This is a genomic window from Paractinoplanes bogorensis (assembly GCF_018829635.1).
Taxonomy (GTDB): domain Bacteria; phylum Actinomycetota; class Actinomycetes; order Mycobacteriales; family Micromonosporaceae; genus Actinoplanes; species Actinoplanes bogorensis.
In genome coordinates, this window is record NZ_JAHKKG010000002.1 from 420,438 (window position 1) to 444,985 (window position 24,548).

Genomic DNA, 24,548 nt, shown 5'->3' on the forward strand with positions numbered 1-24,548 from the left:
TCACGCATAGTTGGACGTGGCGCGGGACGGAACGTACCGTCGGGCGAGCGTTTTCCGTCCCCGACCGAAGGAACCCTCATGCGACGCGCCCTCCTGGCCGTGCTCGCCGGCGGCCTGCTGCTGACCGGCGCCGCCTGCGACAGCGACGCGAACAGCACCGAGGCCGACGCCCCGGCCCCCACCGCGCCCAGCACGGCTCCGAGCAGCGCGGCGCCCGACTACACGGCCGACACCAAGCAGGTCTGCGCCAAGCTGCAGACGATGTACACGGTCGAGTTGAAGGACTTCGGGGCCGCGATGGGCAAGCTGATCACCTATCGCGAGGCCAAGCAGACGGCCGAGGCGGCCAAGGCCGAGACCGCCGCCGCGACCGAGCTCAAGCAGATCGCGACCAAGATCCGCAAGGACACCGCGGAGGCCGAGAACCCGGAGTTCAAGGCGGCCGGCCTGACCTCGGCGGCCAAGATCGACGCGAGCGCGGCCAACCGCACGTACATCAAGAAGACGACCACGATGGCCACGCTCGACAAGACCATCGAGGGTCAGCTCAAGGGCTGGCTGAGCCCGGTCACCGGCTACTGCGCGGCGTGACCTAGGGCTTCGCCCCGATCCGCAGCAGCGGGTTGGGGCGGGTGACGTCGGCGAAGAAGTCGTTGCCCTTGTCGTCGACGACGATGAAGGCGGGGAAGTCCTCGACCTCGATCTTCCAGACGGCTTCCATGCCCAGCTCGGGGTATTCGAGCACCTCGACGTGGCGGATGCAGTCCTGCGCCAGGCGGGCCGCCGGGCCGCCGATCGAGCCCAGGTAGAACCCGCCGTTGGCGTGGCACGACTCGGTCACCTGGCTCGAGCGGTTGCCCTTGGCCAGCATGACCAGCGAGCCGCCGGCCTCCTGGAAGCGCTTGACGTAGGAGTCCATGCGCCCGGCCGTGGTCGGCCCGAACGAGCCCGACGCGTAGCCCTCAGGGGTCTTGGCCGGTCCGGCGTAGTAGACAGCGTGGTCCTTCAGGTACTGCGGCATCGGCTCGCCCGCGTCCAGCCGCTCGGCGATCTTGGCGTGCGCGATGTCACGGGCCACGACCAGCGGGCCGGTCAGCGACAGGCGGGTCTTGACCGGGTATTTCGACAGCTCTTCGCGGATCTCGGCCATCGGGCGGTTGAGGTCGACGTTGACCACCGGCTCGCCGCCGAGGTCGACCTCGGGCAGGAAGCGGGCCGGGTCGGTCTCGAGGCGCTCCAGCCACACGCCGGACGGGGTGATCTTGGCGACCGCCTGGCGGTCGGCCGAGCACGAGACGGCGATCGCGACCGGGCAGGACGCGCCATGCCGGGGCAGCCGGATCACCCGCACGTCGTGGCAGAAGTAGCGGCCGCCGAACTGGGCGCCGATGCCGAAGTCGCGGGTCAGTTCGAGCACCGCGGCCTCGAGCTCGACGTCGCGGAAGCCATGGGCCGACATGGTGCCGTGCCGGGGCAGGTTGTCGAGGTACTTCGCGCTGGCCAGCTTGGCCGTCTTGAGCGCGTACTCCGCGCTGGTGCCGCCGATGACCACGGCCAGGTGGTAGGGCGGGCAGGCCGACGTGCCGATCAGGCGCAGCTTCTCGTCCAGGAACTCCATCATCCGCGCCGGGTTCAGCAGCGCCTTGGTCTCCTGGTAGAGGTACGACTTGTTGGCCGAACCACCGCCCTTGGCCATGAACAGGAACTTGTACGCGTCGGGGGCGCCCCCCGGGTCTTCGGCGTAGAGCTCGATCTGGGCCGGCAGGTTGGAACCGGTGTTGCGCTCGTCCCACATGGTGAGCGGCGCGAGCTGTGAATAGCGCAGATTGAGCCGGGTGTACGCCTGGTAGACACCCTGGGCGATGGCCTCTTCGTCGGTGCCGTCGGTCAGCACGTGCCGGCCGCGCTTGCCCATCACGATCGCGGTGCCCGTGTCCTGGCACATCGGCAGCACGCCGCCGGCCGCGATGTTCGCGTTGCGCAGCAGGTCGAGCGCGACGAACCGGTCGTTCGGCGACGCCTTGGGGTCGTCGATGATGGCGCGGAGCTGGGCCAGGTGGGCCGGGCGCAGGTAGTGCGCGATGTCGTGCATGGCCTCGGCGGTCAGCTGGGTCATCACGGCCGGCTCGACGGTGAGGAACCGTCGCCCGCCCGGGCCGTGCACCACGTCCACGCCCTCGTCCGTGACCAAGCGGTATTCGGTCAGGTCGTCGCCGGTGGGCAACAGCGGCGAGTACGAGAATGCGGCGCCTCTGCTCATGAGCGGCAAGCCTAGGACAGCGGTCGGGGCATGTGCGAACCGCTCCGGGGCTCGGCACATACCAGTTCGGTCAAGTAAACGGGAGATAGGCCATATCCCGCCCAGACACGGCGATCATTCCGCCCGGTCCGACGGCGAAAACCTCGGCTCCCGTACGCACATCCGACAGCACCCGCCCGTTGCTCGGCGAGACGGCCACGACCCGCTCCGGCTTGCGACTGGTGAGGATCACCGCGTACGGCGTAAGAGCCGCCCCCACCCCCTCGCCGGCCGCCCGTGACCAGGCCGTCCGACCTCGGCTGAAGCTGTAGGCACGCACCGTCCGCGAGTCGGCGCTGCGGATCACCCCGAAGCTGTCGTTCACGCTGAGCACGGTCTCGCCGCGCGCCCCGCGCCACAGCAGCCGACCGTCGTGCCCGGCCAGCAGCTCCTCCCGGCCGATCGGGTCGACGCCCAGGATCACGTCCTCGCCGCCGGCCGGGTCGCGGTCCTGCTTGCAGTCCGAGCCGTTGTCGGCCGTCCGCAGGTTGAGCCCCTCGCGCAGCCAGACCGGCGACGACGACGGCGGGTCGGTCGCGATCACGTTGTAGTAGCAGGTGCCGTCCTTCGCGATGCCGGTGACGGTGAGCACCCGGCCGCCGGCGATCGCGATCCGCTGGTCGGCCGCCGGCTCGGCGACCTGCACGACCTTGCCGGTGGCGGTGTCGATCACGCGGACCTTGCCGTCGTCCGGCAGCCCGATCAGGCTCGGCATCACCCGCGGGCGGGCCACGTCGTCGTCGACCCGGTCGGCGGTGAGCTGGCGGGTGTCCGGCAGGTCGGGGTTGGCCGCGTCGAGCACGAAGCCGATCCCGCCGGTGTCCACGGTCCAGAGCGGCGTGGTGCCGCGCGGGGCCCAGGCGGTCAGCCGGCAGTCCCCGCCCTTGGCGCAGTGCAGGTCGAGCAGCCCGTTGCGATAGGTCCAGACCGCCGTGGCCGTGGTGTCGGCGCGCAGCTGGGCGCCGCTGCGAGGGTCGAGCACCTGGTAGCCCTTAGTCAGCAGCCGACCGGTGGCGACCACCGCGTCGTTGCCGTCACCGGCGATCGCGGCCCAGTCGGCGTCGTTCTTCCAGAGCTGCACCCCGGCGGTCAGCCCGTACGCCTCGATCGACGTCCGGTATTCGACGACCACCGCGTCGCCGACGATCGAGACGCTCTGCGGGCTGCCCCCGATCCGGGCCTGCCAGCGGGCCTGATCCCCGGCGATCGGCTTGCTGGTGTTGACCCACGACCAGACCTTGGGCCACGGGTTCCACACGCCGGTGGTGGCCAGCACGACCACGATCACGATCGCGACCAGCCCGTACCCCTTCCAAGGGCTGCCACCCGACGCCATGCGCGACACGCTAACCAGGTCAATCACCCGGACGATGGATCTCCATGCGCCCGTGTCGATGGGATTTGTCAGGTTATTTCCGACTGGACGTTCGCCGGGTTGTGCAAATTGCACCGGCCGCCGCCGGGTGCCGCGGTGCGAGCGGGCAGCCTGCGCAACCGCGCGAACAACTGTTGAAACCGCCCGTGAGCTGCGACAACCTCAGTCAATGACGCAGACGATGGCACAGGGGACCCGCACCGACGACGTCTTTCCGGTCAAGGGCGTCGACCACCTGAAGTTCCTCGTGGGCAACGCCAAGCAGGCGGCCCACTACTATTCCACGGCGTTCGGCATGACCTGCGTGGCCTACCGCGGGCCCGAGCAGGGCTACCGCGACCACGCCGAATACGTGCTGACCAGCGGCGGCGCCCGCTTCGTGCTGGTCGGGGCGGTGCACGCGGGAGCGCCCGGGGCCGACCACGTGACCCGGCACGGCGACGGCATCCAGGACATCGCGATCGAGGTGCCGGACGTCGACAAGGCGTACGCACACGCCATGTCGGCCGGCGCCCGCGGCGTGAGCGAGCCCCACGACGTGAAGGACGAGCACGGGACCGTGCGGTTGGCGGCCATTGCGACGTACGGGGAAACGGTTCACACCCTCATCGACCGGTCCGGCTACGACGGGCCGTTCCTGCCCGGTTTCGTCACCCGCGCCCCGATCGTCGACCGGCAGCCCGCGATCGACGCCGGCCTGCAGCCCAAGCGCTTCTTCCAGGCCGTCGACCACGTGGTCGGCAACGTCGAGCTGGGCCGGATGGACGAGTGGGTCGAGTTCTACGGCCGGGTCATGGGCTTCACCAACATGGCCGAGTTCATCGGCGACGACATCGCCACCGACTACTCGGCGCTGATGTCCAAGGTCGTGGCCGACGGCACCCGCAAGGTCAAGTTCCCGCTGAACGAGCCGGCCGTCTCGCAGCGTAAGTCGCAGATCGACGAGTACCTGGAGTTCTACGGCGGGCCCGGCGCCCAGCACATCGCCGTGGCCACCAACGACATCATCGCCAGCGTGGACGCCATGCGCGCGGCCGGCGTCCAGTTCCTCGACACCCCCGACTCGTACTACGACGACCCCGAGCTGCGTGCGCGCATCGGCAACGTACGGGTGCCGATCGAGGAGCTCAAGAGCCGCAAGATCCTGGTCGACCGGGACGAGGACGGCTACCTGCTCCAGATCTTCACCTCGCCCGTGCAGGACCGGCCGACGGTGTTCTTCGAGCTGATCGAACGCCACGGGTCGCTCGGTTTCGGCAAGGGCAACTTCAAGGCGCTGTTCGAGGCCATCGAGCGGGAGCAGGAACTGCGCGGCAATCTGTGACACTGTTCGCGTGACCCAGCCACCTCCGGGGTACGGGCCGCCTCCGCCGGGGCCCGGCCACCCCTATCCGCCCGCGTATCCGCCGGGCTATATGTACGCGCCCGGACCGCCACCGCCTCCGCTCAGTCCGGGCGGAGTGCCGCTCGCCGAGTTCCCGCAGCGGCTCGTGGCGTACATCATCGATTCGGTTCTGCTGTCGGTGGTGGCCATGATCGTGGCCATCCCGGCCTTCATCGTGCTGTTCCGCAGCTTTCCCGACCCGGTGACCTACACCGACAACTCCGAACCCGACTTCAACGTCTTCTTCGGCGACTTCCTGGTGCCCCTTCTGCTGCTCGAGGCGGGCCTCTTCGTCCTGATGTTCCTGCTCTACTACGTCTACGTGGTCGAGGTCATGTACCGGTCGGGCCAGACCCTGGGCAAAAAGATCATGAAGATCCGGGTCGTCCCGCTCGACCCCGAGGGCAAGCTGACCCGGGGCATGGCGGCCAAGCGCTACCTGGTCGAGTTCGTGGCCGGCGGGCTCGTGCCGTTCTTCAGTTGGGTCGACGGACTGTGGCAACTCGGGGACAAGCCGTACCAGCAGACCCTGCACGACAAGTTCGCTCAGACCGTGGTCGTTAAGGTTTCTCCATGAGCTCGCTGCCTGCCGGTTGGTACAAGGACCCGGCCGACCCCGACACTCAGCGTTACTGGGACGGTGACGGCTGGGTCGGTAAGGCCATCGCGGCCGACGCGGTTCCACCGGACGGGCCACCACCGGTCGAGGAAGTTTTGGTTGAGGAGGCCCCGCCGGCCCCGGCCCCGGCCGCGCCGGTGCCTTCGGGGCCGCCCGCGGGCTGGGGTCCGCAGCCGCCCCCGCCGCCGGGCTGGCAGCCGCCGCCCGGGTGGCAGCCCCCGCCGGGCTGGGAGCAGATGCCGCCGGCCATGCGCGCGGGCATGTATCCGCCGGTGGCCGCCCGCCCGCACGGCTACGCACTGGCCGGCCTGGGCCCGCGCCTGGTCGCCCGGCTGCTCGACATCTTGGCCGTCCTGCTGCTCAACGTCGTGGTCAACGGCTACTTCGCGTACGAGTTCGCCAAGGAATTCGTGCCCATGTACCGGGCCAGCCTCGACGAGATGGCCAACGGGGGCAGCGCGTTCGACGTGCAGGCCTCGGGCCGGATGGACGGCCTGCTCTGGGCCATGCTGATCGTGGCCACCCTGCTGTGGCTGCTCTACGAGGCCCCGTCGATCGGCAGCACCGGCCAGACGCTGGGCAAACGCCTCATGCGGATCAAGGTGATGGCGGTCGAGAACACCGAGCCGATCGGTTTCGGCCGCGCGTTCGGCCGGTGGGCCCGCCTCGGCCTGTGGACCCCGGCCTGGGGCTGCGCCGGCATCGGCTTCGTCCTGCAGCTGATCGACTGCGTGTCCCCGATCTTCGACCAGCAACTGCGACAGGCATTTCACGACAAGACGGCCCGTACGGTCGTGATCGCGCTGCCGCCGGACGACCGCCAGCCCGTCGACGCCACCACCGGCGGCGGCTCCAACGGCTCCTCGGAGGGACAACGATGACCCGCCTAACCCGCGCCGACCTAGACAACCTGCCCGCGTACGTGCCCGGTCGCAACCTGGCCGACCTGACCCGTGAGCTGGGCATCGCCGAGGCGATCAAGCTGGCCAGCAACGAGGTGCCGTACGGTCCGCTGCCCGGCGTGGCCGAGGCGGTGGCCGACGCGATGCGGCAGTCGCACCGCTACCCCGACATGGGCTCGGTCGCGCTGCGCGACACCCTGGCGGCCAAGCTGGGCGTAGCGCCCGAGCGCATCGTGACCGGCTGCGGGTCGGTGGCGCTGGCCGAGATTCTGGTCAAGGCGACCTGCCTGCCGGGCGACGAGATCGTCTATTCGTGGCGGTCGTTCGAGGCCTACCCGATCATCTCGGCCGGCGCGGGGGCGACCAGCGTGCGCGTGCCCAACACGGCCGCCCACGAGCACGACCTGCCGGCCATGGCCGCCGCGATCACCGAGCGGACCCGGCTGGTGATCGTGTGCAACCCGAACAACCCGACCGGCACGAGCGTGCGCAAGGCCGAGCTCGACCGGTTCATCGCGTCCGTCCCGTCCGACGTGCTGATCGTGCTCGACGAGGCGTACCGGGAACTGGTGACCGATCCCGAGGTGCCGGACGGCGTCGAGACGTACGGCGACCGGCCCAACGTGCTCGTCCTCCGCACCATGAGCAAGGCGTGGGGGCTGGCCGGCCTGCGGATGGGTTACCTGGTGGCCCAGCCCGAGGTGGCGGCGGCGATCCGCAAGGTGCTGACCCCGTTCTCGACCAGCATCGTGGCCCAGGCGGCGGCGATCGCGGCCCTGGGCCAGGAGGCGGAGGTTCGCCGCCGGTGTGCCCTGGTGGTGGCCGAGCGCGACCGGGTCACCGAGGCGATGCGGGCGCTCGGAGTCGACGTGCCCTCGAGCCAGGCCAACTTCGTGTGGCTGCCGCTGGGCGACGGCTCGGCCCCGTTCGCCCAGTCCTGCGAGTCGCGCGGGGTCATCGTGCGGCCGTTCCAGGGCGACGGCGTACGGGTGACGATCGGCACCGCCGAAGAGAACGACGCCTTCCTGGCCGCCGCCGAAGTGGCCCTGAAGAGCTAGTTCACCAGTTGTGCTTCGGTGCGGTGATGGTCTTCCTCGCTCAGGCGGGCGGGGAAGACCCGGCGCCCCACGGTCAGCACCAGCACCACGGCGACGATCGCCAGTCCGGCGGTCACCAGCGGCAGCGTCCCCAGGTGATCGGCCCGAACCATCCGCTCGCCGAGCAGCGCGCCGCCGCCGATGCCGACCTGGAACGCGACCACATAGAGGGCCGAGGCCGCGTCCCGGGCCCGCGGCGCGATCCGCAGCGGCGCGGCGGCCAGGATCACCGGCATGGCGGTGAACGCCCCGCCCCACAGCAGCGTGACGATCACGGTCGGCACCAGGCCCAGCACCGGCGCCAGCAGCCCCGCCGAGACCGCCAGCACAGCCAGCAGGACGGCCAGCATGGTGCCCGGCCGCCGGTCGACGTGCCGGCCGACCGCCCAGTTGGTGATCAGGCCGACGACGCCGTAGCCGAGCAGAAGCAGGCTCAGCCCCGCCCCCTCGAGCCCGGCGTCGCGGCGGACCAGCGGGGCGATGTACGTGTAGGCCGCGAAGTGCCCGACCACCAGCACCGCGACGATGAGGCAGAGCAGCACGACCTGCCGGTCCCGGACGACGGTGAACGCCGCCCGCAGTTGGGCGGCCGGCCGCAGCTCGAGGTCGTGCGGCCGCGGCGGCAGCTTGGGCAGCACCTTGAGCAGCCCGAGCACACAGATCGCGCCGCCGATGGTCACCGCGCCGACCGCCGCCCGCCAGCCGAGCCACTGCCCGAGCGCGGTGCCCAGCGGCACACCCAGCACGATGGCCAGCGAGTTGCCCACGAAGACCAGCGCGGTCGCCCGTCCGGCCTGCCCCGGCGGCGCCAGCCGGGCGGTGACCGGTCCGATCACCGACCAGAACACCCCGTGGGCCAGCGCGCAGATGAGCCGCGCCCCGGCCAGGATCTCGAAGGTCGGCGCGAACGTGGCCGCGGCCTGCGACACCACGAAAATGGCCATCGTGATGGCGATCAGCTTGTGCCGCGCCACCCGCATGGTCAGCGCGGTCAGCGGGATCGTGCTCAGCCCCGCCACGACGGCATAGCTGGTCAGCAGCAGGCCGACGTCCGCCTCGCTGACGTCGAGACCGGTGGCGATCTCGGGCAGCAGCCCCACCGGCAGGGTCTCGGCGGTCACATAGAAGAACGCCGAAGCGCCCAGAATGGCCAGAGCCGGACGGTTCATGCTCACGCTCGCAGAATAAGCTCTTGATCCGAGCAAAAGAAGGGAGACCACTGTGACGACGCGCTCAACCGAGCTCCTCCGGGTCGTCCACGCCCACCCCGGCGTGACCCGGGCCGACGCCGCCCGCCGGCTGGGCATCGGCACCGGCGCCGCCACCGAGGTCGTCTCCCGCCTGGCCCAGGCCGGCCTGCTGGCCGAGACGCCGGCCGCTCCCAGCGGCACCCGCGGCCGCCCGACCACCGTGCTGGTGCCGCATCCGTCCGGCCCCCTCGTGCTGGCCGCCGAGATAACCCACGAGTCGTGGCGGGTCGACGTGGTCGAGCTGGGCGGTCACACGCTGACCTCGGTATCGGCTCCGCACGCGGGCACGGAGTGGCCAACCGTGGCGGCCGCGATCGCATCGCACATTCCCCCGTACGGCAGCCGCCTGCGAGCGATGGGCGTCTCCGTCCCCGGCACCGTCTCGCCCGCGTTGCACCTGGACGCGGCCAACCTGGGCTGGCACGACGCCGACCTGACCGCCCTGTGGCCCGGCGTGCCGCTCCTGGTGGCCGGCAACGACGCGAGCCTGGCCGCCGCCGCCGAGTCGGCCCGAGGCGCCGCCGTGGGCGCCACGGTGGCCCTGCACGTCCGCATCGAGGGCGGCCTCGGCGGCGCGGTGGTCGACGGCGGCCACCTGCTGATCGGCGCGTCCGGCGCCAGCGGCGAGTTCGGCCACATGCCCTTCGGCGACCCGGCCGTCATCTGCCCCTGCGGCGCCCGCGGCTGCTGGGGAACCGCAGTCGACGGCACGGCTCTGGCCCGCTTCCTGGGCGAGCCGCCACCACGCGACCCGGTGACCTACGCGAAGCGGGTCATCGCCTCGACCGCCCCGGCCGAGCGGGCCGCCGTGGGCGTGGTCGCCGCCGCCCTCGGGCGCGGCCTAGCGGGCTTGGTCAACGGCTTGGACGCCGACCTGGTCACGCTGGGCAGCATCGCCGCCGACCTGCTGGCCGCCGCCCCGGCCGAACTCCACTCGGCCTACCAGTCCGGCCTGATGGCCATCCGCCGCAAGTCACCGCCCCCTCTGGTGCCGGCCGCCCTGGGCCCCGACGGCCCGATAGCCGGCGCCGCCGAAAGCGCCTGGTCAACCCTGCTGACTACCCTCGGCTGACTCCGGCCGGCATCCAGACTCGCAACCCTAACTACTTAGAGTGGTTGAATTCCACCCATGTAATTTCACGTCTGCGGCTCAAGACTTGAAATCTGACCGGGCGAATGCCGTTGCGCTTGAAAAGTGGGCGGCACTTTTCAAGTCTTTCGCGCTTTGCTTCAAATCATGGATGGCGCAATGTCCCAAACGTCGCCAGTGGGATCTCTTGTCCGAATCACTGGCTGGGACTCCCGGTACAACGAGGACTACGACTGCTCCGCATTCGTCCCCGACCCGCTGCCGACCCAACTCAACTTGGCACAGGAGACGTACCTGGCGGTCACCGATGCCGCAGTCGCGGTAGCTCGCCTTGACCAGGTCGCTTTCCGCCTTCCGAACCCCGGCCTTCTCGCACGACCGGCAATCCGGCAAGAAGCTGTCAGCACCTCCGCACTCGAAGGCACCTACGCGGCCCTCGATGACGTCCTGGAGGCCGACTTCCTCAACCGCAGCCAGCTCACCGCGTCGGTCGCCGAGGTTCACAACTATGTCGAGGCGGCCGAGCTCGCGTTCGACTGGATCAAGGACAAGCCGATCACGGTCGGCATGCTTGAGCAACTGCAGAAGATTCTCGTCCGAGGCACCCGGGGAGATTCGCACGACGCGGGACGGATCCGAACCACGCAGGTCTTCATCGGCGCCGGTGGCGGACGTGTGGAAGATGCGCGATTCGTGCCGTCACCGCCAGGCGATCAGCTTCGCGCGGGCGTCGACGCATGGGCGACGTGGATCACGGCCGACGACACCATCCCCCTAGTGATCAAGATGGCTCTCGGTCATTACCAGTTCGAGACCCTGCACCCGTTCAACGACGGCAACGGCAGACTCGGCCGGCTCGCCTGCGTCCTCCAACTGGCCCATCGAGGCGAACTGCGGGTTCCGGTGCTGAATCTTTCTCCGTGGCTAGAAGGAAGACGACGCATCTATCAGGATCATCTGCTCGCGGTCAGCGCAACCGGTGACTTCGAGCCCTGGATCCGGTTCTTCTCCGAGGCCGTGCGCGCGCAGGCGGTTCGCAGGGTGGAAAAGATCGATGCCCTGCACGACTGGCGGGACGAGGCCCTGGCCCAGTTGCTTGATGCCGACGTCCGAGGCGTCGCGGTCCGGATCGTCGAGGATTTGCTCGGCTATCCGTTGATCACGGCCAGGCCGACCGCTGAGAGGTACGGCGTCTCGTATCAAGCCGCCAACTCCGCGATCAGGCGTCTCGTTCAGCTCGGCATTCTGGAGGAGCGCACGGGTCGCAGGTATGGGCGAGTCTTCGCGGCGCGACGGGTTCTGAACATCATCAACGCCGCCTGACCGGCTAAGCGGAGCTGCGCAGGGCGGTCAGCACGGCGGTGACCTCGGGGCGCGGTGCCGACGGGGAAGGCCGGCGCGCCGCCGCGGTGATGCGCCGGGTGACCGGTGGGGAGAGTGGCCGCGTGACCACCCGGTAGCGCGGATCCACGGCCAAGCTGGGCAGCAGCGTGATCGACTGGCCGAGCTCCACGTGCTGCTGCGCCAGCATGTAGTTGTTGAAACGGCACACCACCGACGGCTCGAAGCCGGCCTCGCGGCAGAGCCGGGTGGCCAGTTCCGACATGTACGAGCCGGCCCCCTCGAAGGTCCACCGCTGGTCGGCGCAGACCGCCAGCGGGACCGCTTCCAGCCCGGCCAGCGGATGGTCGAGCGGCAGCACCACCACGACTTCGTCCGAGGCCAGCGGCACAAGGTCGATGGCCGGGTCGAGTTCGGCGCCGACGAAGTCGGTGGTCGTGATGATGACGTCGACCTCGCCGCGGCGCAGGGCGGGCATGCTCTCGTGCGGTTCCATCTCGAGCAGCACCACCGTCACGTCCGGGTGCCGGGCGGCCAGCCGCGACACCGCCTGCGCGGCCAGCCCGGGCAGCGCGCTCTGGAAGGCGCCCAGCCGCACCGTGCCCGCCGGTTCGAGGGCCAGGCCGCGCAGAGCCGCCTCGGCCGCGTCCATGGCGGCCAGGATCTCCCGCGCCCGGCCGGCCAGCAGCACCCCGGCCGCGGTGAGGCGGACTCGGCGGCCGGTGCGTTCGAGCAGGGCCGTGCCGGTTTCGCGTTCCAGGGTGGCCAGCTGTTGCGACACCGCGGACGGGCTGTGGTTGCCGCGCTGGGCGACCGCTCGCACCGTTCCGTACGTCGCCAGGTCGACCAGCAGACGCAGGCGCCACGGGTTCAGCATTGTCCAACTTTACTTAACAGCGACGGCGAAAAAGTGAGATGGACCGGCACAGCGATCGCGTCTTAGCGTCGAGGCATGGCTGATGAATTCTGGTCCGACGCCGAGCGCCACCTGGTCCGCTACTCCGGTGCGGGACGCTTCGTCCCCGAGATCATCGAGCGCGCCGAGGGCAGCTTCGTCTACACCGCCGAGGGTCGCCGCCTGCTCGACTTCACGTCGGGGCAGATGAGCGCCATCCTCGGCCACTCGCACCCGGCCGTGGTCGAGACCGTGCAGCGCTCCGCCGCCACCCTCGACCACCTGTTCAGCGGCATGCTCAGCCGGCCCGTGGTCGACCTGGCCCGCCGCCTGGCCGAGTCGCTGCCCGAGCCGCTGAGCAAGGTGCTGCTGCTGACCACGGGCGCCGAGAGCAACGAGGCCGCGATCCGGATGGCCAAGCTGGTCACCGGTGGGCACGAGGTGATCTCGTTCGCCCGCTCGTGGCACGGCATGACGCAGGCGGCCGCGAACGCCACCTACAGCTCGGGCCGCAAGGGCTACGGACCGGCGTCGCCCGGCAACTTCGCCATCCCGACCCCGAACGCCTACCGGCCCGACTTCACCGGCGCCGACGGCGAACTCGACTGGCGGCGCCAGCTCGACTTCTCGTTCGAGCTGTTCGACGCGCAGTCGGTGGGCAGCCTGGCCGCCTGCATCGTCGAGCCGATCCTGAGTTCGGGCGGCGTGCTCGACCTGCCGCCGGGTTATCTGGCCGCGCTGCGCGACAAGGTGCACGAGCGCGGCGGGCTGCTCATTCTGGACGAGGCACAGACCGGTCTGTGCAGGACCGGCGACTGGTACGCGTTCCAGCGCGACGCCGTCACCCCCGACATCCTGACGCTGAGCAAGACCCTGGGCGCCGGCCTGCCGCTGGCCGCGATCGTGACCAGCGACGAGATCGAGCGGACGGCCCACGAGCGGGGCTTCCTGTTCTTCACCACGCACGTCTCCGACCCGCTGGTGGCCGCGGTCGGCAACACGGTCCTCGACGTTCTGGAAAACGACAAACTGGACCAAAAAGCAAGGGAGCTCGGCGCCTACCTCAGCACAGGCTTGAGCGACCTGTCCAAGAAACACGAAGTCATCGGCGACGTACGCGGACGCGGCCTGCTGGTCGGACTCGAACTCGTGCAGGATCGCGAGACCAAGAAGCCGGCCGACGCACTCGGGGCCGCCGTCACCCAGCGCTGCCTGGAGCTCGGCCTGCACATGAACGTGGTCCAGCTGCCCCACATGGGCGGCGTCTTCCGGATCGCCCCCGCGCTGACCTCGACGACCGAGGAGCTCGACCTGGGCCTGTCGATCCTCGACCAGGCGATCACAGAGGTGACAGCAGCGACGCGATGATCACGGTGTCGACGGTGAAGTAGTGCTCGGGCGCCCCCGGATCGGCCGGCCCGTCCCCGGTCAGGCGCTCGATCGCCACCCAACCGTCGGTCACCTGCCACAACCCCGGCTTCCAGTCCAGCCGCTCACTGCCCACGGCCAGCGGAAAGTCGGCCACGACGTGCCCCGACCGCAGCACCTGCAGATGCCGGTCCGCGGTCAGCACCACGAGTCGCCCCGAGGAAACACCGAGCACCTGTACGCCCGATGGCACACGCTCAAACGCACCATCAACGACCGAAATGTCCGAGTCGTCCAGCTCAACAACACGGCGAGGCGTCACACCGGTGGTGAGAAAGCCCTGCCCCCGGGCATCCCGCATCCCCTGACACGCCGACACGGCAACACCGCAGGTCAAAGGCGTATAAGGGCCTTCCCCGTACGCCGGCAGCGCCACCCCGGTAACCGCATCGAACCCGCCGGTGGCACAGAAGTACTGCCCGCCCAGAGTCGTGAACCCGTCTCCGCACCCCGCCGGCACGGTCACCGTCCAGAGCAGCGCCCCGCTGTCCACCTCGTACGCGGAAAGCTTCTGATCGGCCTGCACCAGCACCGAGTCGGCGGCCACGTGCAGACCGGCCGGTGCCCACACGGTCGACGCCCCGGTGCGATGCCCGTCGAAGGCCGGCGCCGGCCCGCTGTTGACCCGCCAGCTCTCGCGACCGCTACGGGCGTCGACCGCGACCAGCACCCCGTCCGACCAGCGGCTGATCACCGTGGTTCCGGCCGCCACCACCCCGGACACCGTGGCCGGCCAGCGCCGCAGCGACCAGCGGGCGGTGTTCACGGTCTTGGCGTCGACCGGACCGTCGGCGCGCACCTGCCGCTGACCGGCGTAGACCCGGATCCGCTGGTCGACGATCAGCGGCGCCACGTTCGTCCGCCCGGTCACCTGCGCCGTCACGACCGAGGGCAGCGGATAGGGCGTCGCGGCGGGCGACAGCACCTCGGCCGGGGCCAGCACCCGCCAGCCGATCAGACCGGCCGCCGCCACCAGCACGAGCGCCACCAGCGATCGCAGCAGCACCCGGGACACCCGGGAAGCGTATGTCAGGCGACCGCCGCCAGGTCGTCGAGGTCGCGCCGCAGCACGCCCTCGGCCGTCTCAGCGGCCAGCCCGCCGAAGATCAGGGCCAGGATGCGGCCGGCCGGCGCGGTCGGGGCGCCCTCCTGCTTGACGGTGACCATCGTGCCGCCGCGATGCCGTCCGGAGATGACCGGGACGAACGAATAGGTCATCCGGTAGTCGGCGCCGATGCCCGGCGAAGAGACGACGAACCGCTCGGGCACCTCGCACTCGCGTACCCGGAACTCCTCGGTGACCTCGCCGCCGTCGGCCATCGCGCGCGTCTCCCGCCAGACCGTGCCCGCGTCGAACGGCCCGTGCGTGCGCACCTCGACCCGGGTGACGGCGGTGAGCCACTCGCGGCGCCGGCTCAGATCGGTGAACACCTGCCAGACCGCCGCGACCGGCGCGTCGATCAGGCGGGTCACCACGACCGTCGACATAGCGTCACCCCCGCGTACACGTTACGACATGTTCTAGGTGACGATAGTGCCGGAAACCGAGCCCAGGGAGATCTCGGTGCCGGCCGCCGAGCGGGCCGTGCCGCCGATGCGCACGTGGTCGCCGTCGAGCAGGAAGCCGCGCTCGGTGCCGTCGGCCAGCTTGACCGGTTCGTCGCCGTTGCGGGTCAGTTCGAGGAACGAGCCGGCCTGGTCGCGGGCCGGCCCCGAGACCGTGCCCGAGGCGTAGAGGTCGCCGGTCCGTACGGAAGCGCCGTTGCTGGTCAGATGGGCCAACTGCTGGGCCGCGGTCCAATACATCGACGCGAACGGCGGCGTGCTGACCAGCGTGTCGTTCCACTCGACGGTCAGGCGCAGGTCGAAGGCGGGCCCGGCCGGGCGCAGGTAGTCGAGCGGCTCCGGATCTTGCGCGGGTGGGGGAGCGGTGGCCAGCGCGTCGAGCGGCGTCACCCACGGCGACACCGAGGTCGCGAACGACTTGGCCAGGAACGGCCCGAGCGGACGGTACTCCCAGGCCTGCAGGTCGCGGGCCGACCAGTCGTTGACCAGGGTGACGCCGAAGACGTGCTCGGCGAAGTCGGTGGTCGCGATCCGGCGGCCGGGGCGTCCGACGACAAAACCCACCTCGGCCTCGACGTCGAGCCGCCGGGTCGGGCCGAACTCACCCGCCCCGAGCTGACCGTGCGGGCGCGGGATCGGCGTGCCCGAGACGACGACGGTCGCCGAGCGGCCGTGATAGCCGATCGGCAGGTGCTTCCACTGCGGCGACAGGCCGGGTGACTCGGGCCGCAGGATCGACGAGACGTTGAGCGCGTGATGCTCGGACGAATAGAAGTCGGTGTAGTCGGCGACCGCGAACGGCAGGTGCAGGGTCACGTCGCGCAGCGGGATCAGCGGCGGCCCGGCCGTCACATGGGCCACTACCTGCTCGCGCGCGGCGGTCCACTCCCGACGACCGGCCGCCATCAGCGGGTCGAGCGACCGCGCGGAGAGGTGCCCGCCGAGCGCCGACAGATCAACTACGTCGGTTCCCAGCCGTACGCCGATGCGCCGCTCGCCGTTGGGCCGGCTGAAGACGCCGTACGGGAGATTGTCGAGACCGAACCCTGCACTCATTCGTACCCACCGTTGATCAGTCCGAGGCGCACCAGTTCGGTGAGCGGTTCGACGACGTTGGCCGCGCCGAAGCCCACGAACATCGGGCGCGGATCGCTGCGCCGGGCCCGGCACGCCTCGACCAGGGGCACCGGGTGGGTCGCGGCCAGCACCTCGGCCACCTCGGCGACCTCGGCGCCATCGGTCGCGCTGACCGAGGCGGCCAGCACGTTGAGAAAGCCGTGGTGGGTGAACCCGGTCTCGGGGTCGGTGTGCCGGATCGCATGCCGCAGCCCGGCGGCCAGCCGGAACGGCAGCTCCCGGTCGCGGCAGGCGCAGAGCACGGCGGCCAGTTCGACCGGCGTGGGGAACAGTTCGGCCGCGAGCCCGCCGACCCGGAACTTGGGGGCCATCCGCACCCCGGCCCCACGCGCCTCGGCCACCGTGTCCAGGGCGCCGAGCAGTCCCCAGCTGAGCGGGATCTCGGCAAAGACCGGCAGACCGTCGCGCTCGGCCAGCCCGCGCAGGTCGGCCAGCCCGGGTTGCGGATCTTCCCCGCGGCGGGCGACCGCGGCCTCGAGGTGCTGCACCCGGCCGCCGGCCGCGCGTAGCTTCTCCACCGCGACCGGCACCGCGCCCATGCTGACGTCGCCGACCAGGGCGACCGGCAGGTCGTCGGCCCGCAGGTCGGCGCCGATCAGCGACGCGGGCAGCAGCAACGGACCGAGCAGACCGGCGAACCAGCCCGCACGGTGCTCGTCGTGCTTGGCGACGGCCTCGGCCGCGCTCGTGGGGCTGGGCGGCAGCAGCGAGGCGTCGTCCACCAGCCCGGCGAAGAGCGGAGGAACCGACGTTGACACGAATCCGAACCTAATAGACGCTTCGGATAGTGGACAACCACGTCCGCTATGTCGGTTTTGCCAACGAGGTATCACCCCAGGTGGGAGGCAACGGTGCCCTACTACCGCAGCGTCGGCGAGGTGCCGCACAAGAGGCACACACAGTTCCGGCGCCCGGACGGCGGTCTCTACTCCGAGGAGCTGATGGGTCAGGAGGGTTTCTCCTCCGATTCCTCGCTGCTCTATCACCGGTATCCGCCGACGGCCATCGTCTCGGCCGACACCCACGAGTCGCCGGCCGTGAAGCGTTCTCCGAACCTGCCGCTGAAACCGCGCCACCTGCGGACCCACAAGCTCGACGCAGGCCCGGCCGACGCGGTGCTGGGCCGTCGCGCGCTGCTGGCCAACGACGACGTCCGGATCGGCTACGTGGTCGCCGACCGGCCGTCCCCGCTCTATCGCGACGCCGTCGGCGACGAACTGCTCTACGTCGAGGACGGCCGGGTGGTCGTCGAGACGAGCTTCGGTGCACTCGAGGCCGGTCCGGGCGACTACGTGATCGTCCCGACCTCGGTCGTGCACCGGATCGTGCCGGTGGACGGACCGGCCCGCCTGCTGACGATCGAGGCGAACGGCCACATCGGACCGCCGAAGCGCTATCTGTCGGTGCGCGGCCAGTACCTCGAGCACGCGCCCTACTGCGAGCGTGACCTGCGCGGCCCGTCGGAGCCGCTGCTGGTCGACGAGACCGACGTCGAGGTGCTGGTCAAGCACCGGGCCGGCTGGACCCGGCACGTCTACGCGCACCATCCGTTCGACGTGGTCGGCTGGGACGGCTGCCTCTATCCGTGGGCGTTCTCGATCCACGACTTCGAGCCGATCACCGGCCGCGTGCACCAGCCGCCGCCGGTGCACCAGACGTTCGAGGGGCCCAACTTCGTGGTCTGCTCGTTCGTCCCGCGCAAGGTCGACTATCACCCGCTGGCCATCCCGGTGCCGTACAACCACCACAACGTCGACTCCGACGAGATGATGTTCTACACCGGCGGCAACTACGAGGCCCGCCGCGGTTCGGGCATCGAGCAGGGCTCGATCTCGCTGCACCCGTCCGGCTTCACCCACGGCCCCCAGCCCGGTGCGGTCGAGCGGGCCCTGGGTGTCGAGGCGTTCGACGAGCTGGCCGTCATGGTCGACACGTTCCGCCCGCTCGACCTGTGCGACAACGCGCTCGCCGTCGAGGACACCGCCTACGCCTGGACCTGGAACCGCTAAGCGGACAGGACCGACAGCTCGACCAGGAGCTTGGCCGGGAGCGGCTTCTCGTCCGGAAAGGACGGCACCCGGAAGACCACCGTGCTCGCGTCCTTGTGCAGGCAGTAGGCGCGGCCGGGGGTCAGCTGCAGATAGTCGCCGGAGTACTGCACGCCGTTGGCCTCGGCGCAGGCGGCCGGGTCGGCGAACGGATCCCCGGTCGCCGGCCCGATGGTCGCCCGTCCCTCGAGCGGCTCGGCACTCCAGACGCGCTGGTCGCCGCCCGTGCAGTTCTGTACTTTCTCGTCCTTGCCGGGCGTCGAGCAGAGCAGCGAGATGTCGCCGGTGTAGGCATCGGTGCCGGGGCGCGGGGGCAGCAGCCACAGGGCGCCCTGCGGGTATTTGTCGCCCGTACCCATCGGAACCTCGATCTTCAGGATCGCCGTCCCGAGCCCCTGCCGGGCCGGCGCCGACGACCCGATGACCTTGGGGAGCGCGGCCGGTTCGTCGCCGGTCTGGCTGCGATAGAGCGCCACCGCGAACGCCCCGGCGGCCACCACGGCCACCGCCAGCGCCCCAGCCAGCGCCGCGTGGCTGATCCGGTCACGCCGCACGACCAGAACCGCGACCGCGATCAGCACGACGACCGCGACGACCGCGATCACGAGATCCACCATGCCCGATAAGGTACTCACCACCCTGTCGAGGCCGGGCCGGGGACGCCTAGTGTTCAGCGACGTGGGGTTTGTCGTCGATGTCGCGCTGCTGGACCGGCTGGCGTACCTGGGCGGCAACATCTCCGCGCTGCACCGCGAACTGGTGGCGGAGGCCGGCGGCGCCCGGGTACCGAGCCTGGCCACAGTGCACCGTGCGGTGACACGGGCGCTGGCCACCGACGGGCCGGCGGGCCCCGGGCCGGAACCGCCCGAACCCGGCGCGGCGATGACCGTGGACGAGCTGGCCGAACGGCTCGGTGCCCTCAAGGTCTGGGCCGGTGATCCGTCCTACGCACGGATCACCACGCTGGTCAACGCCTTGTGGGGCGACGGCGAGCTGGTCGGGCGCACCACCGTGGGCGACTGTTTCCGGCCCGGGCGACGCCGGCTCAGCTCCGACCTGGTGACGGCGATCGTCCAGGTGCTGCATCCCGATCCCGGCTATCGGGCGCGCTGGCAGCAGGCTCTGCAGGCGGTCGCCGGTCGCCGGGAGGCCGGTGCTCAGGTCCGCGTCTACGACACCCTGCCGCCGGAGCTGCCGCTGTTCACCGGCCGGGCCGACGAGTTGCGCCACCTGCGGGACGCGCTGTCCACGGACGGCCCGGTCGTGATCGCCGCGATCAAGGGGATGGCCGGAGTCGGCAAGACCGAGTTGGCCGTACGGGCGGCCCACCTGCTCCCGCACGAGCGGACGCTCTTCGTCAGCCTGCGCGGTTTCGATCCCGACCAGCCGCCGGCCGACCCGATCGCCGTGCTGGACGGCTTCCTGCGGTTGCTCGGCGTGCCCGGCTCGGCCGTCCCGCACGACCTCGACGCCTGCCGGCGGCTCTACGACGAGCGGCTGGCCGGCACCCGGACGTTGATCGTGCTGGACAACGCGGCCGACGCCGACCAGGTCCGGCCGCTGCTGCCGGCCACGCCGGGCTGTTCGGTGCTGGTCACCAGCCGACGCAGCCTCGACGCTCTGCAGCCGGCCGTCTCGCTGACGCTCGAGGTGTTCGGCCGCCCGGAAGCTCTGCGGTTGCTGTCCGACGAGGTCGGCGCGGCCACGGTCTGCGACGACCTCGACGCCGCGGTCCGCATCACCGAGCTCTGTGGACGGTTGCCCCTCGCGCTCGGCCTGGTCGCGGCGCAGGTGCGGGCCACACCCGGCTGGAGCCTGACCGACCACGCGGACCGGCTCGACGAGCATCGCCGGGCCGGGCGCCTGGACGACGGCGTGGCCCTCGCCCTCGACCGGTCTTACCGCAACCTGGACGACGACCGGCAGCGGCTGCTCCGGCTGGTGGCGCTGCACCCGGCCGGAGACTTCGACGCCTACGCCGCGGCCGCATTGACCGGCGACGACCTGGGGACGGTCCGCACCGGGCTCCGGCAGCTCTACGACGATCACCTGATCCAGTTCGTCGGCGACGACCGCTACTCGCAGCACGACCTGATCCGCCTGCACGCGGCCGACCGGGCCCACGACCAGGAGCGACCGGCCGAGCGCCGGGCCGCCCTGACCCGCCTGCTCGACCACTACCTGGCCACCAGCGTGGCCGCGATGCGGGTGCTCTATCCCACCGGCGCCGACCGTCGCCCGCAGGCCCCGGTGACGACCACCGCGGCGCCGGCCCTGCCCGGCCCGGATGCCGCCTCGACGTGGTTGAGCGCCGAGCATTCCACGCTGATGGCGCTCGCCGCGTACACCGCCGGTCACGGATGGCCGACGCACACCACCCGGCTCGCCGAGACGATGTTCCGGCACCTGCTCAACACCAGTTATCGCGACCTGCTGGTGATGAACGACCGCGCGGTGGAGGCCGCCCGGTCGGTCGGCGATGTCCGCGCCGAGGCCACCGCCCTGTCCGCCTTGGGCGTCGCTTACACCAACCTGGGCCGCAACGAACCGGCCGCCGACCGTCTCCAGCGATCGGCCACGCTCTTCGCGAGCATCGACGACGTCCGCGGTCAGGCCCACGCGGTGCTCAACCTGGCCAACATCGAGTTCTACCGACGCGGCCCGGCCGCCTCGCGGGTGCACTACGAGAAGGCGCTCGCCCTCTATCGGGCCGCCGGCGACCGGATCGGCGAGGCCCGGGCCCTGGACAACCTCGGCTACGGCGAGGGCACGCTCGGCAACTTCGACGAGGCGCTCGACTTCCTGACCCGGGGGCTCGCGGTCCACGTCGAACTGGCCGACTCGCACGGCATCGCCAAGGGCCTGGCCAACCTGGCCAACATCGAGGCCCGGTGCGGTCGGCTGGACGAGGCCGAGGAGCACTGCCGCGAGTCGCTCGGTCTGTGCCTGCGGCTCGGCAACCGCAGCGTCGAGGCGGATGCGCTGGACGCCCTGGGCCTGGTCTGCACCCGCCGCGGCGAGCCGGAACGCGCCATTCACCTGCACGAACAGGCGCTGGCGATCACCCGGGAGTCGGGCGACCGGGTCACCGAGGCCGACATCCTCAACAACCTCGGCGAGGCGGCCCGGGCGGCCGGCCGGCTCGAGTCGTCGGTCGCCCACTTCGAGGCGGCGCTGGCCATCGCGGCCGAGAGCGGGATGGCCGAGCAGCGGGGACGGGCGTACGCGGGTCTCGCGCGCACCCGGGAACGGCAGAGCGGGGACGCGCAGCCCAACGATGACGCCGTAGGCGGCGTGCGCCATCGTTTCCCCCGTTCGGCTACCCGTTCCCGCTCGTCCGCATCGATCATCGCGGGGCGTTCGGAGCCAGCGCGAAATCCCGACCAACTCCGACCGTTTCTCAAGCGTTCGGGGTGACGGGGCCGAAGCCGGGCAGCTTCGGCCCCGTCGGAGGGGTCAGCCGATGTGGAAGGCCTCCCCATAGACTGCGAAGTCCAGCGGCGTGTTCAGGTCGAAGTTGCCGTTGTTGAGGAAGCGGCGCTGCGCGGTGTCCACCCGGGACGTGTCCGAGTGCGCCTCCTCCTTCTTCATCTCGATCACGCGCTCGTCCAGGAACGCGTTCAGCCACGCCCGCTCATCGCCGCCCTGGGCCGGCGGCTTGGCCCGCTTGAGCGCCTGGCTTCGGATCGCCCGCATGCCCTCGTAGCCGTGCATCACGGCCGCGTCGTAATAGGCGAACTGCCCCAGCGCCCGTACGCCGTCGCTCTTCCCGTCCCGCACCGACGGGTTGAAGTAGACGCGGTCACGTTCCGACTCCTGCGCGGCCTGGAAACGCGAGTCGGCCGCGGCCGTCCGCCAGTCCGCCGGGAAGTTCGGGTCGAGCCCCGCGTGCGAGTCCGTCCCGTTCACGTTGCGCAGCGCCGGAAGGTACTTGGCCAGCACGTTTCCGGGCACCGCGTTCGTGTACGCCTGCACGAGCTCGAGCATGTCGCCGGTCCCCGAGCAGAACCCGATGATCCCGGCCGTGTAGCCGCGCCCGTCGCCGATGTCCTCGATGTAGCGGAACTGGGCCCGCCAGTCCAGGGACGAGTTCTCGGCGGCCGACACGATCTGCATCGCGACGTCCTTCTTGGCCGGGTTGTCCAAGTTGGTCCCCGACGGTGCGGTCGTGGGCGGAGTGGTCGGCGTGGTGCCGCCGGGCAGCGTCCACCGCTGGTTGGCCGAGTTCGAGCAGGTCCAGATCTGCAGGCGGGTGGCGTTGGCGGTGCTGCCACCGGTGACATCGAGGCACTTTCCGCTGCCCGTATTCACCAGACTTCCGCCCGAGGCGGTCCACTTCTGCGCTCCGGTGTTGTTGCAGTCGTACAGCTGGATCTTGGCGCCGTCGGTGGTCGACGCAGCCGTCACGTCGAGGCATTTGCCCAGCGCGCGGATGCTGCCGTCGGTGTTACCGACGGTCCACTGCTGGGCTCCGGTGCCGTTGCAGTCGTAGAGCTGGATGGCGGTGCCGTTGGCCGAGTTACTGGCCGCCACATCGACACATTTGCCGCCCAGCCCCTTGATCGGGCCGGCCGACGCGGCATTGGCCGGGAGCAGCCCATAGATCAGGGCGGCTCCGGGGACGGCCAGGGCGACGGCGGCGTAGAGGGCTCTCCTTGCGCGTTTCATGGCGCTCCTCATGGGAGGGGGAAGTCATGGGGGATGGCGCGCGCGACGAGGTGAGACGCTACAACTGTTAAAAAGGTTTATCAATAGGCGTCTATAGCTTGTTCTAAGCTGGCGATCGGGCCCTTGACACCCTTGATCCGCCCGCCTACCGTCCGGGCTAACTGTTAGTCAGTTTGCCAATCAGCCGCCTCGATCCGAGGAGCCGCCGTGACCCGTCTGGCCGGTTCGTCCAAACTGCTGCGCGCCATGAACGAGAGCGCGGCACTGGCCCACCTGCTGGATCCGGGCATGCTCACGCGCGCCGACCTGCGCAAGCTCACGGCCCTGTCGACGCCCACCATCTCCGAGGTGCTGCGCCGGCTGACCGAGGCCGGGCTGGTCAACGTCGTCGGCCACAACAGTGGCCGGCCGGGGCCGAACGCCGAGATCTACAACGCCAACCCCGACGCGGCGTACGCGGCGGCGGTGTCGGTCCGTGACATCGGCGCGAGCGGTGCCCCGTCGGTGGTCGCGGCCCTGTGCGATCTCACCGGCACGATCCGCGGGCGCATCGAGTCCCGCATCGACTTCCTGACCGCCGACCCGCTGACCGCCCTGGTCGAGGTCGTCGCCCAGCTGCGCAACGAGGCCGGGGTGCCCGCCGAACGGATCCGCCACGTGCAGTTCGGCGTGGCCGGCTCCTACGACCCGCACACCGAGACGATCCGGCACGTCGACGTGCCCGGATTCGGCCGCACCGGCCTGGTGCCCCAGTTGGCGGCCGCGCTCGGCACCGAGGTCGGCGTGGACAACGACGTCAACCTGGCCGCGATCGCCGAGCGGCGGCGCGGCACCGGACGTGACGCCGAGGGCTTCGCCCTGCTCTGGCTGGGCGAAGAGGGCCTCGGTCTGGCCATCGACATGGCCGGCACGCTGCTGCGCGGCGCGCGGGGCGGGGCCGGCGAGATCGGCTACATGCCGCTCTACTCCCCCGATTCGTCCCACCGCAAGCTCGACCTGCAAGACCTGTTCGGCGGCGCGGCGATCCTCGAGCTGGCCCGGGACAACGGCGTTCCGGGTCCCACCCCGGCCGCGGCCGTCCGGGCCGCGGCGGCCGACCCGGCGACGGGCGGCGACTTCCTGATCGCGCTGGCCGACCGCATCGTGATCGGTCTGGCCGCGGTCATCGCCGTACTCGATCCCTACCTGGTTGTTCTGGCCGGCCCGATCGCCCAGGCCGGCGGTGACACGTTGCTGTCGGCGGTGAATTTCGCCGTACGCCGTGCCGCCCCGCTCGAGAGCACCATCGCCGTCACCTCGATCGACGACGACTCGGTGCTGCTCGGCGCCCTCGACGCCGGCCTGACCGCCGTGCACGAAACCCTCATCGCCTCGATCCGCGACAACTGACCACCGGCCACCGCCGGCCCCGCACCTGCGCCACCCTGCTCCTGCGCCACCCGCCCGAAT

At 70.8% G+C, this 24,548-nt stretch carries 21 protein-coding genes; 11 read left to right on the plus strand and 10 right to left on the minus strand.

Going from position 1 to position 24,548, the window contains the following annotated elements; genetic code table 11:
• Positions 1-78 precede the first annotated feature (78 nt).
• Positions 79-591 carry a hypothetical protein gene (locus tag KOI35_RS06775; RefSeq protein ID WP_215785170.1) on the plus strand — a complete coding sequence of 171 codons (513 nt, stop codon included), beginning with the start codon at positions 79-81 and terminating at the stop codon, positions 589-591.
• 1 nt (position 592) lies between these two features.
• Here KOI35_RS06775 and KOI35_RS06780 read toward each other — a convergent pair whose 3' ends face one another.
• Together KOI35_RS06780 and KOI35_RS06785 are read right to left on the minus strand one after the other, a co-directional pair.
• On the minus strand, positions 593-2,260 hold the full coding sequence (locus tag KOI35_RS06780; RefSeq protein WP_215785171.1) for a fumarate hydratase: 1,668 nt from the start codon (positions 2,258-2,260) through the stop codon (positions 593-595).
• Positions 2,261-2,330: 70 nt separating this feature from the next.
• Positions 2,331-3,635 (minus strand): hypothetical protein, encoded by a 1,305-nt coding sequence (locus KOI35_RS06785; RefSeq protein ID WP_215785172.1) that lies wholly within the window; start codon positions 3,633-3,635, stop codon positions 2,331-2,333.
• A 208-nt stretch (positions 3,636-3,843) separates the two neighbouring features.
• Here KOI35_RS06785 and hppD point away from each other — a divergent pair, with 208 nt between their 5' ends.
• The 4 genes from hppD to hisC are packed head-to-tail and all read left to right on the plus strand — an operon-like array spanning position 3,844 to position 7,637.
• Positions 3,844-4,998 (plus strand): 4-hydroxyphenylpyruvate dioxygenase, encoded by a 1,155-nt coding sequence (gene hppD, locus KOI35_RS06790; RefSeq protein ID WP_215785173.1) that lies wholly within the window; start codon positions 3,844-3,846, stop codon positions 4,996-4,998.
• Positions 4,999-5,008: 10 nt separating this feature from the next.
• Complete coding sequence (locus KOI35_RS06795) at positions 5,009-5,635, plus strand: RDD family protein (RefSeq protein ID WP_308120825.1); 627 nt, start codon at positions 5,009-5,011, stop codon at positions 5,633-5,635.
• Positions 5,632-6,558, plus strand: a complete 927-nt coding sequence (locus KOI35_RS06800; RefSeq protein WP_215785174.1) for an RDD family protein — start codon at positions 5,632-5,634, stop codon at positions 6,556-6,558. Before KOI35_RS06795 ends, KOI35_RS06800 begins: the two co-directional genes overlap by 4 nt.
• On the plus strand, positions 6,555-7,637 hold the full coding sequence (gene hisC, locus KOI35_RS06805) for a histidinol-phosphate transaminase (RefSeq protein ID WP_215785175.1): 1,083 nt from the start codon (positions 6,555-6,557) through the stop codon (positions 7,635-7,637). The genes KOI35_RS06800 and hisC overlap by 4 nt, the downstream gene beginning before the upstream one ends.
• Here the strand turns inward: hisC and KOI35_RS06810 are convergent.
• Complete coding sequence (locus tag KOI35_RS06810) at positions 7,634-8,845, minus strand: MFS transporter (RefSeq protein ID WP_215785526.1); 1,212 nt, start codon at positions 8,843-8,845, stop codon at positions 7,634-7,636. The two genes, hisC and KOI35_RS06810, sit on opposite strands and share 4 nt — an antisense overlap.
• Positions 8,846-8,897: 52 nt before the next feature.
• Here KOI35_RS06810 and KOI35_RS06815 point away from each other — a divergent pair, with 52 nt between their 5' ends.
• Positions 8,898-9,998 (plus strand): ROK family transcriptional regulator, encoded by a 1,101-nt coding sequence (locus tag KOI35_RS06815; protein ID WP_215785176.1) that lies wholly within the window; start codon positions 8,898-8,900, stop codon positions 9,996-9,998.
• A 123-nt stretch (positions 9,999-10,121) separates the two neighbouring features.
• Complete coding sequence (locus tag KOI35_RS06820; RefSeq protein ID WP_215785177.1) at positions 10,122-11,339, plus strand: Fic family protein; 1,218 nt, start codon at positions 10,122-10,124, stop codon at positions 11,337-11,339.
• Between the two features lie 4 nt (positions 11,340-11,343).
• Here KOI35_RS06820 and KOI35_RS06825 read toward each other — a convergent pair whose 3' ends face one another.
• A complete protein-coding gene (locus KOI35_RS06825; RefSeq protein WP_215785178.1) occupies positions 11,344-12,234 on the minus strand; it encodes a LysR family transcriptional regulator in 891 nt (296 codons plus the stop codon).
• A gap of 75 nt (positions 12,235-12,309) precedes the next feature.
• Between KOI35_RS06825 and KOI35_RS06830 the strand changes: the two genes are divergently transcribed.
• Positions 12,310-13,620, plus strand: coding sequence for an aspartate aminotransferase family protein (locus tag KOI35_RS06830; RefSeq protein WP_215785179.1), 1,311 nt, complete (start codon positions 12,310-12,312; stop codon positions 13,618-13,620).
• Here the strand turns inward: KOI35_RS06830 and KOI35_RS06835 are convergent.
• Genes KOI35_RS06835 through KOI35_RS06850 form a run of 4 tightly spaced genes read right to left on the minus strand, consistent with a single transcriptional unit; the run spans position 13,592 to position 17,141 of the window.
• Positions 13,592-14,695, minus strand: coding sequence for an outer membrane protein assembly factor BamB family protein (locus KOI35_RS06835; protein WP_215785180.1), 1,104 nt, complete (start codon positions 14,693-14,695; stop codon positions 13,592-13,594). The two genes, KOI35_RS06830 and KOI35_RS06835, sit on opposite strands and share 29 nt — an antisense overlap.
• A 14-nt stretch (positions 14,696-14,709) precedes the next feature.
• Entirely contained in the window at positions 14,710-15,168 is a 459-nt protein-coding gene (locus KOI35_RS06840; protein WP_215785181.1) for an SRPBCC family protein, read from the minus strand.
• A gap of 33 nt (positions 15,169-15,201) precedes the next feature.
• Positions 15,202-16,302, minus strand: a complete 1,101-nt coding sequence (locus KOI35_RS06845; protein ID WP_215785182.1) for a fumarylacetoacetate hydrolase family protein — start codon at positions 16,300-16,302, stop codon at positions 15,202-15,204.
• Positions 16,299-17,141, minus strand: coding sequence for a hypothetical protein (locus KOI35_RS06850; RefSeq protein WP_215785183.1), 843 nt, complete (start codon positions 17,139-17,141; stop codon positions 16,299-16,301). The genes KOI35_RS06845 and KOI35_RS06850 overlap by 4 nt, the downstream gene beginning before the upstream one ends.
• 93 nt (positions 17,142-17,234) lie before the next feature.
• Here KOI35_RS06850 and KOI35_RS06855 point away from each other — a divergent pair, with 93 nt between their 5' ends.
• A complete protein-coding gene (locus tag KOI35_RS06855) occupies positions 17,235-18,392 on the plus strand; it encodes a homogentisate 1,2-dioxygenase (RefSeq protein ID WP_215785184.1) in 1,158 nt (385 codons plus the stop codon).
• Here KOI35_RS06855 and KOI35_RS06860 read toward each other — a convergent pair.
• Positions 18,389-19,048 carry a hypothetical protein gene (locus KOI35_RS06860; protein WP_215785185.1) on the minus strand — a complete coding sequence of 220 codons (660 nt, stop codon included), beginning with the start codon at positions 19,046-19,048 and terminating at the stop codon, positions 18,389-18,391. The two genes, KOI35_RS06855 and KOI35_RS06860, sit on opposite strands and share 4 nt — an antisense overlap.
• 61 nt (positions 19,049-19,109) lie before the next feature.
• Here KOI35_RS06860 and KOI35_RS06865 point away from each other — a divergent pair, with 61 nt between their 5' ends.
• Complete coding sequence (locus KOI35_RS06865; protein WP_215785186.1) at positions 19,110-21,848, plus strand: ATP-binding protein; 2,739 nt, start codon at positions 19,110-19,112, stop codon at positions 21,846-21,848.
• A gap of 39 nt (positions 21,849-21,887) precedes the next feature.
• Here the strand turns inward: KOI35_RS06865 and KOI35_RS48285 are convergent, their stop codons facing one another.
• Positions 21,888-23,099 carry a lectin gene (locus KOI35_RS48285; protein WP_215785187.1) on the minus strand — a complete coding sequence of 404 codons (1,212 nt, stop codon included), beginning with the start codon at positions 23,097-23,099 and terminating at the stop codon, positions 21,888-21,890.
• A gap of 207 nt (positions 23,100-23,306) precedes the next feature.
• On the opposite strand from KOI35_RS48285, the gene KOI35_RS06875 reads away from it, so the two are divergent.
• Positions 23,307-24,488, plus strand: coding sequence for an ROK family transcriptional regulator (locus KOI35_RS06875; protein ID WP_215785188.1), 1,182 nt, complete (start codon positions 23,307-23,309; stop codon positions 24,486-24,488).
• The last annotated feature ends 60 nt before the right edge of the window (positions 24,489-24,548 follow it).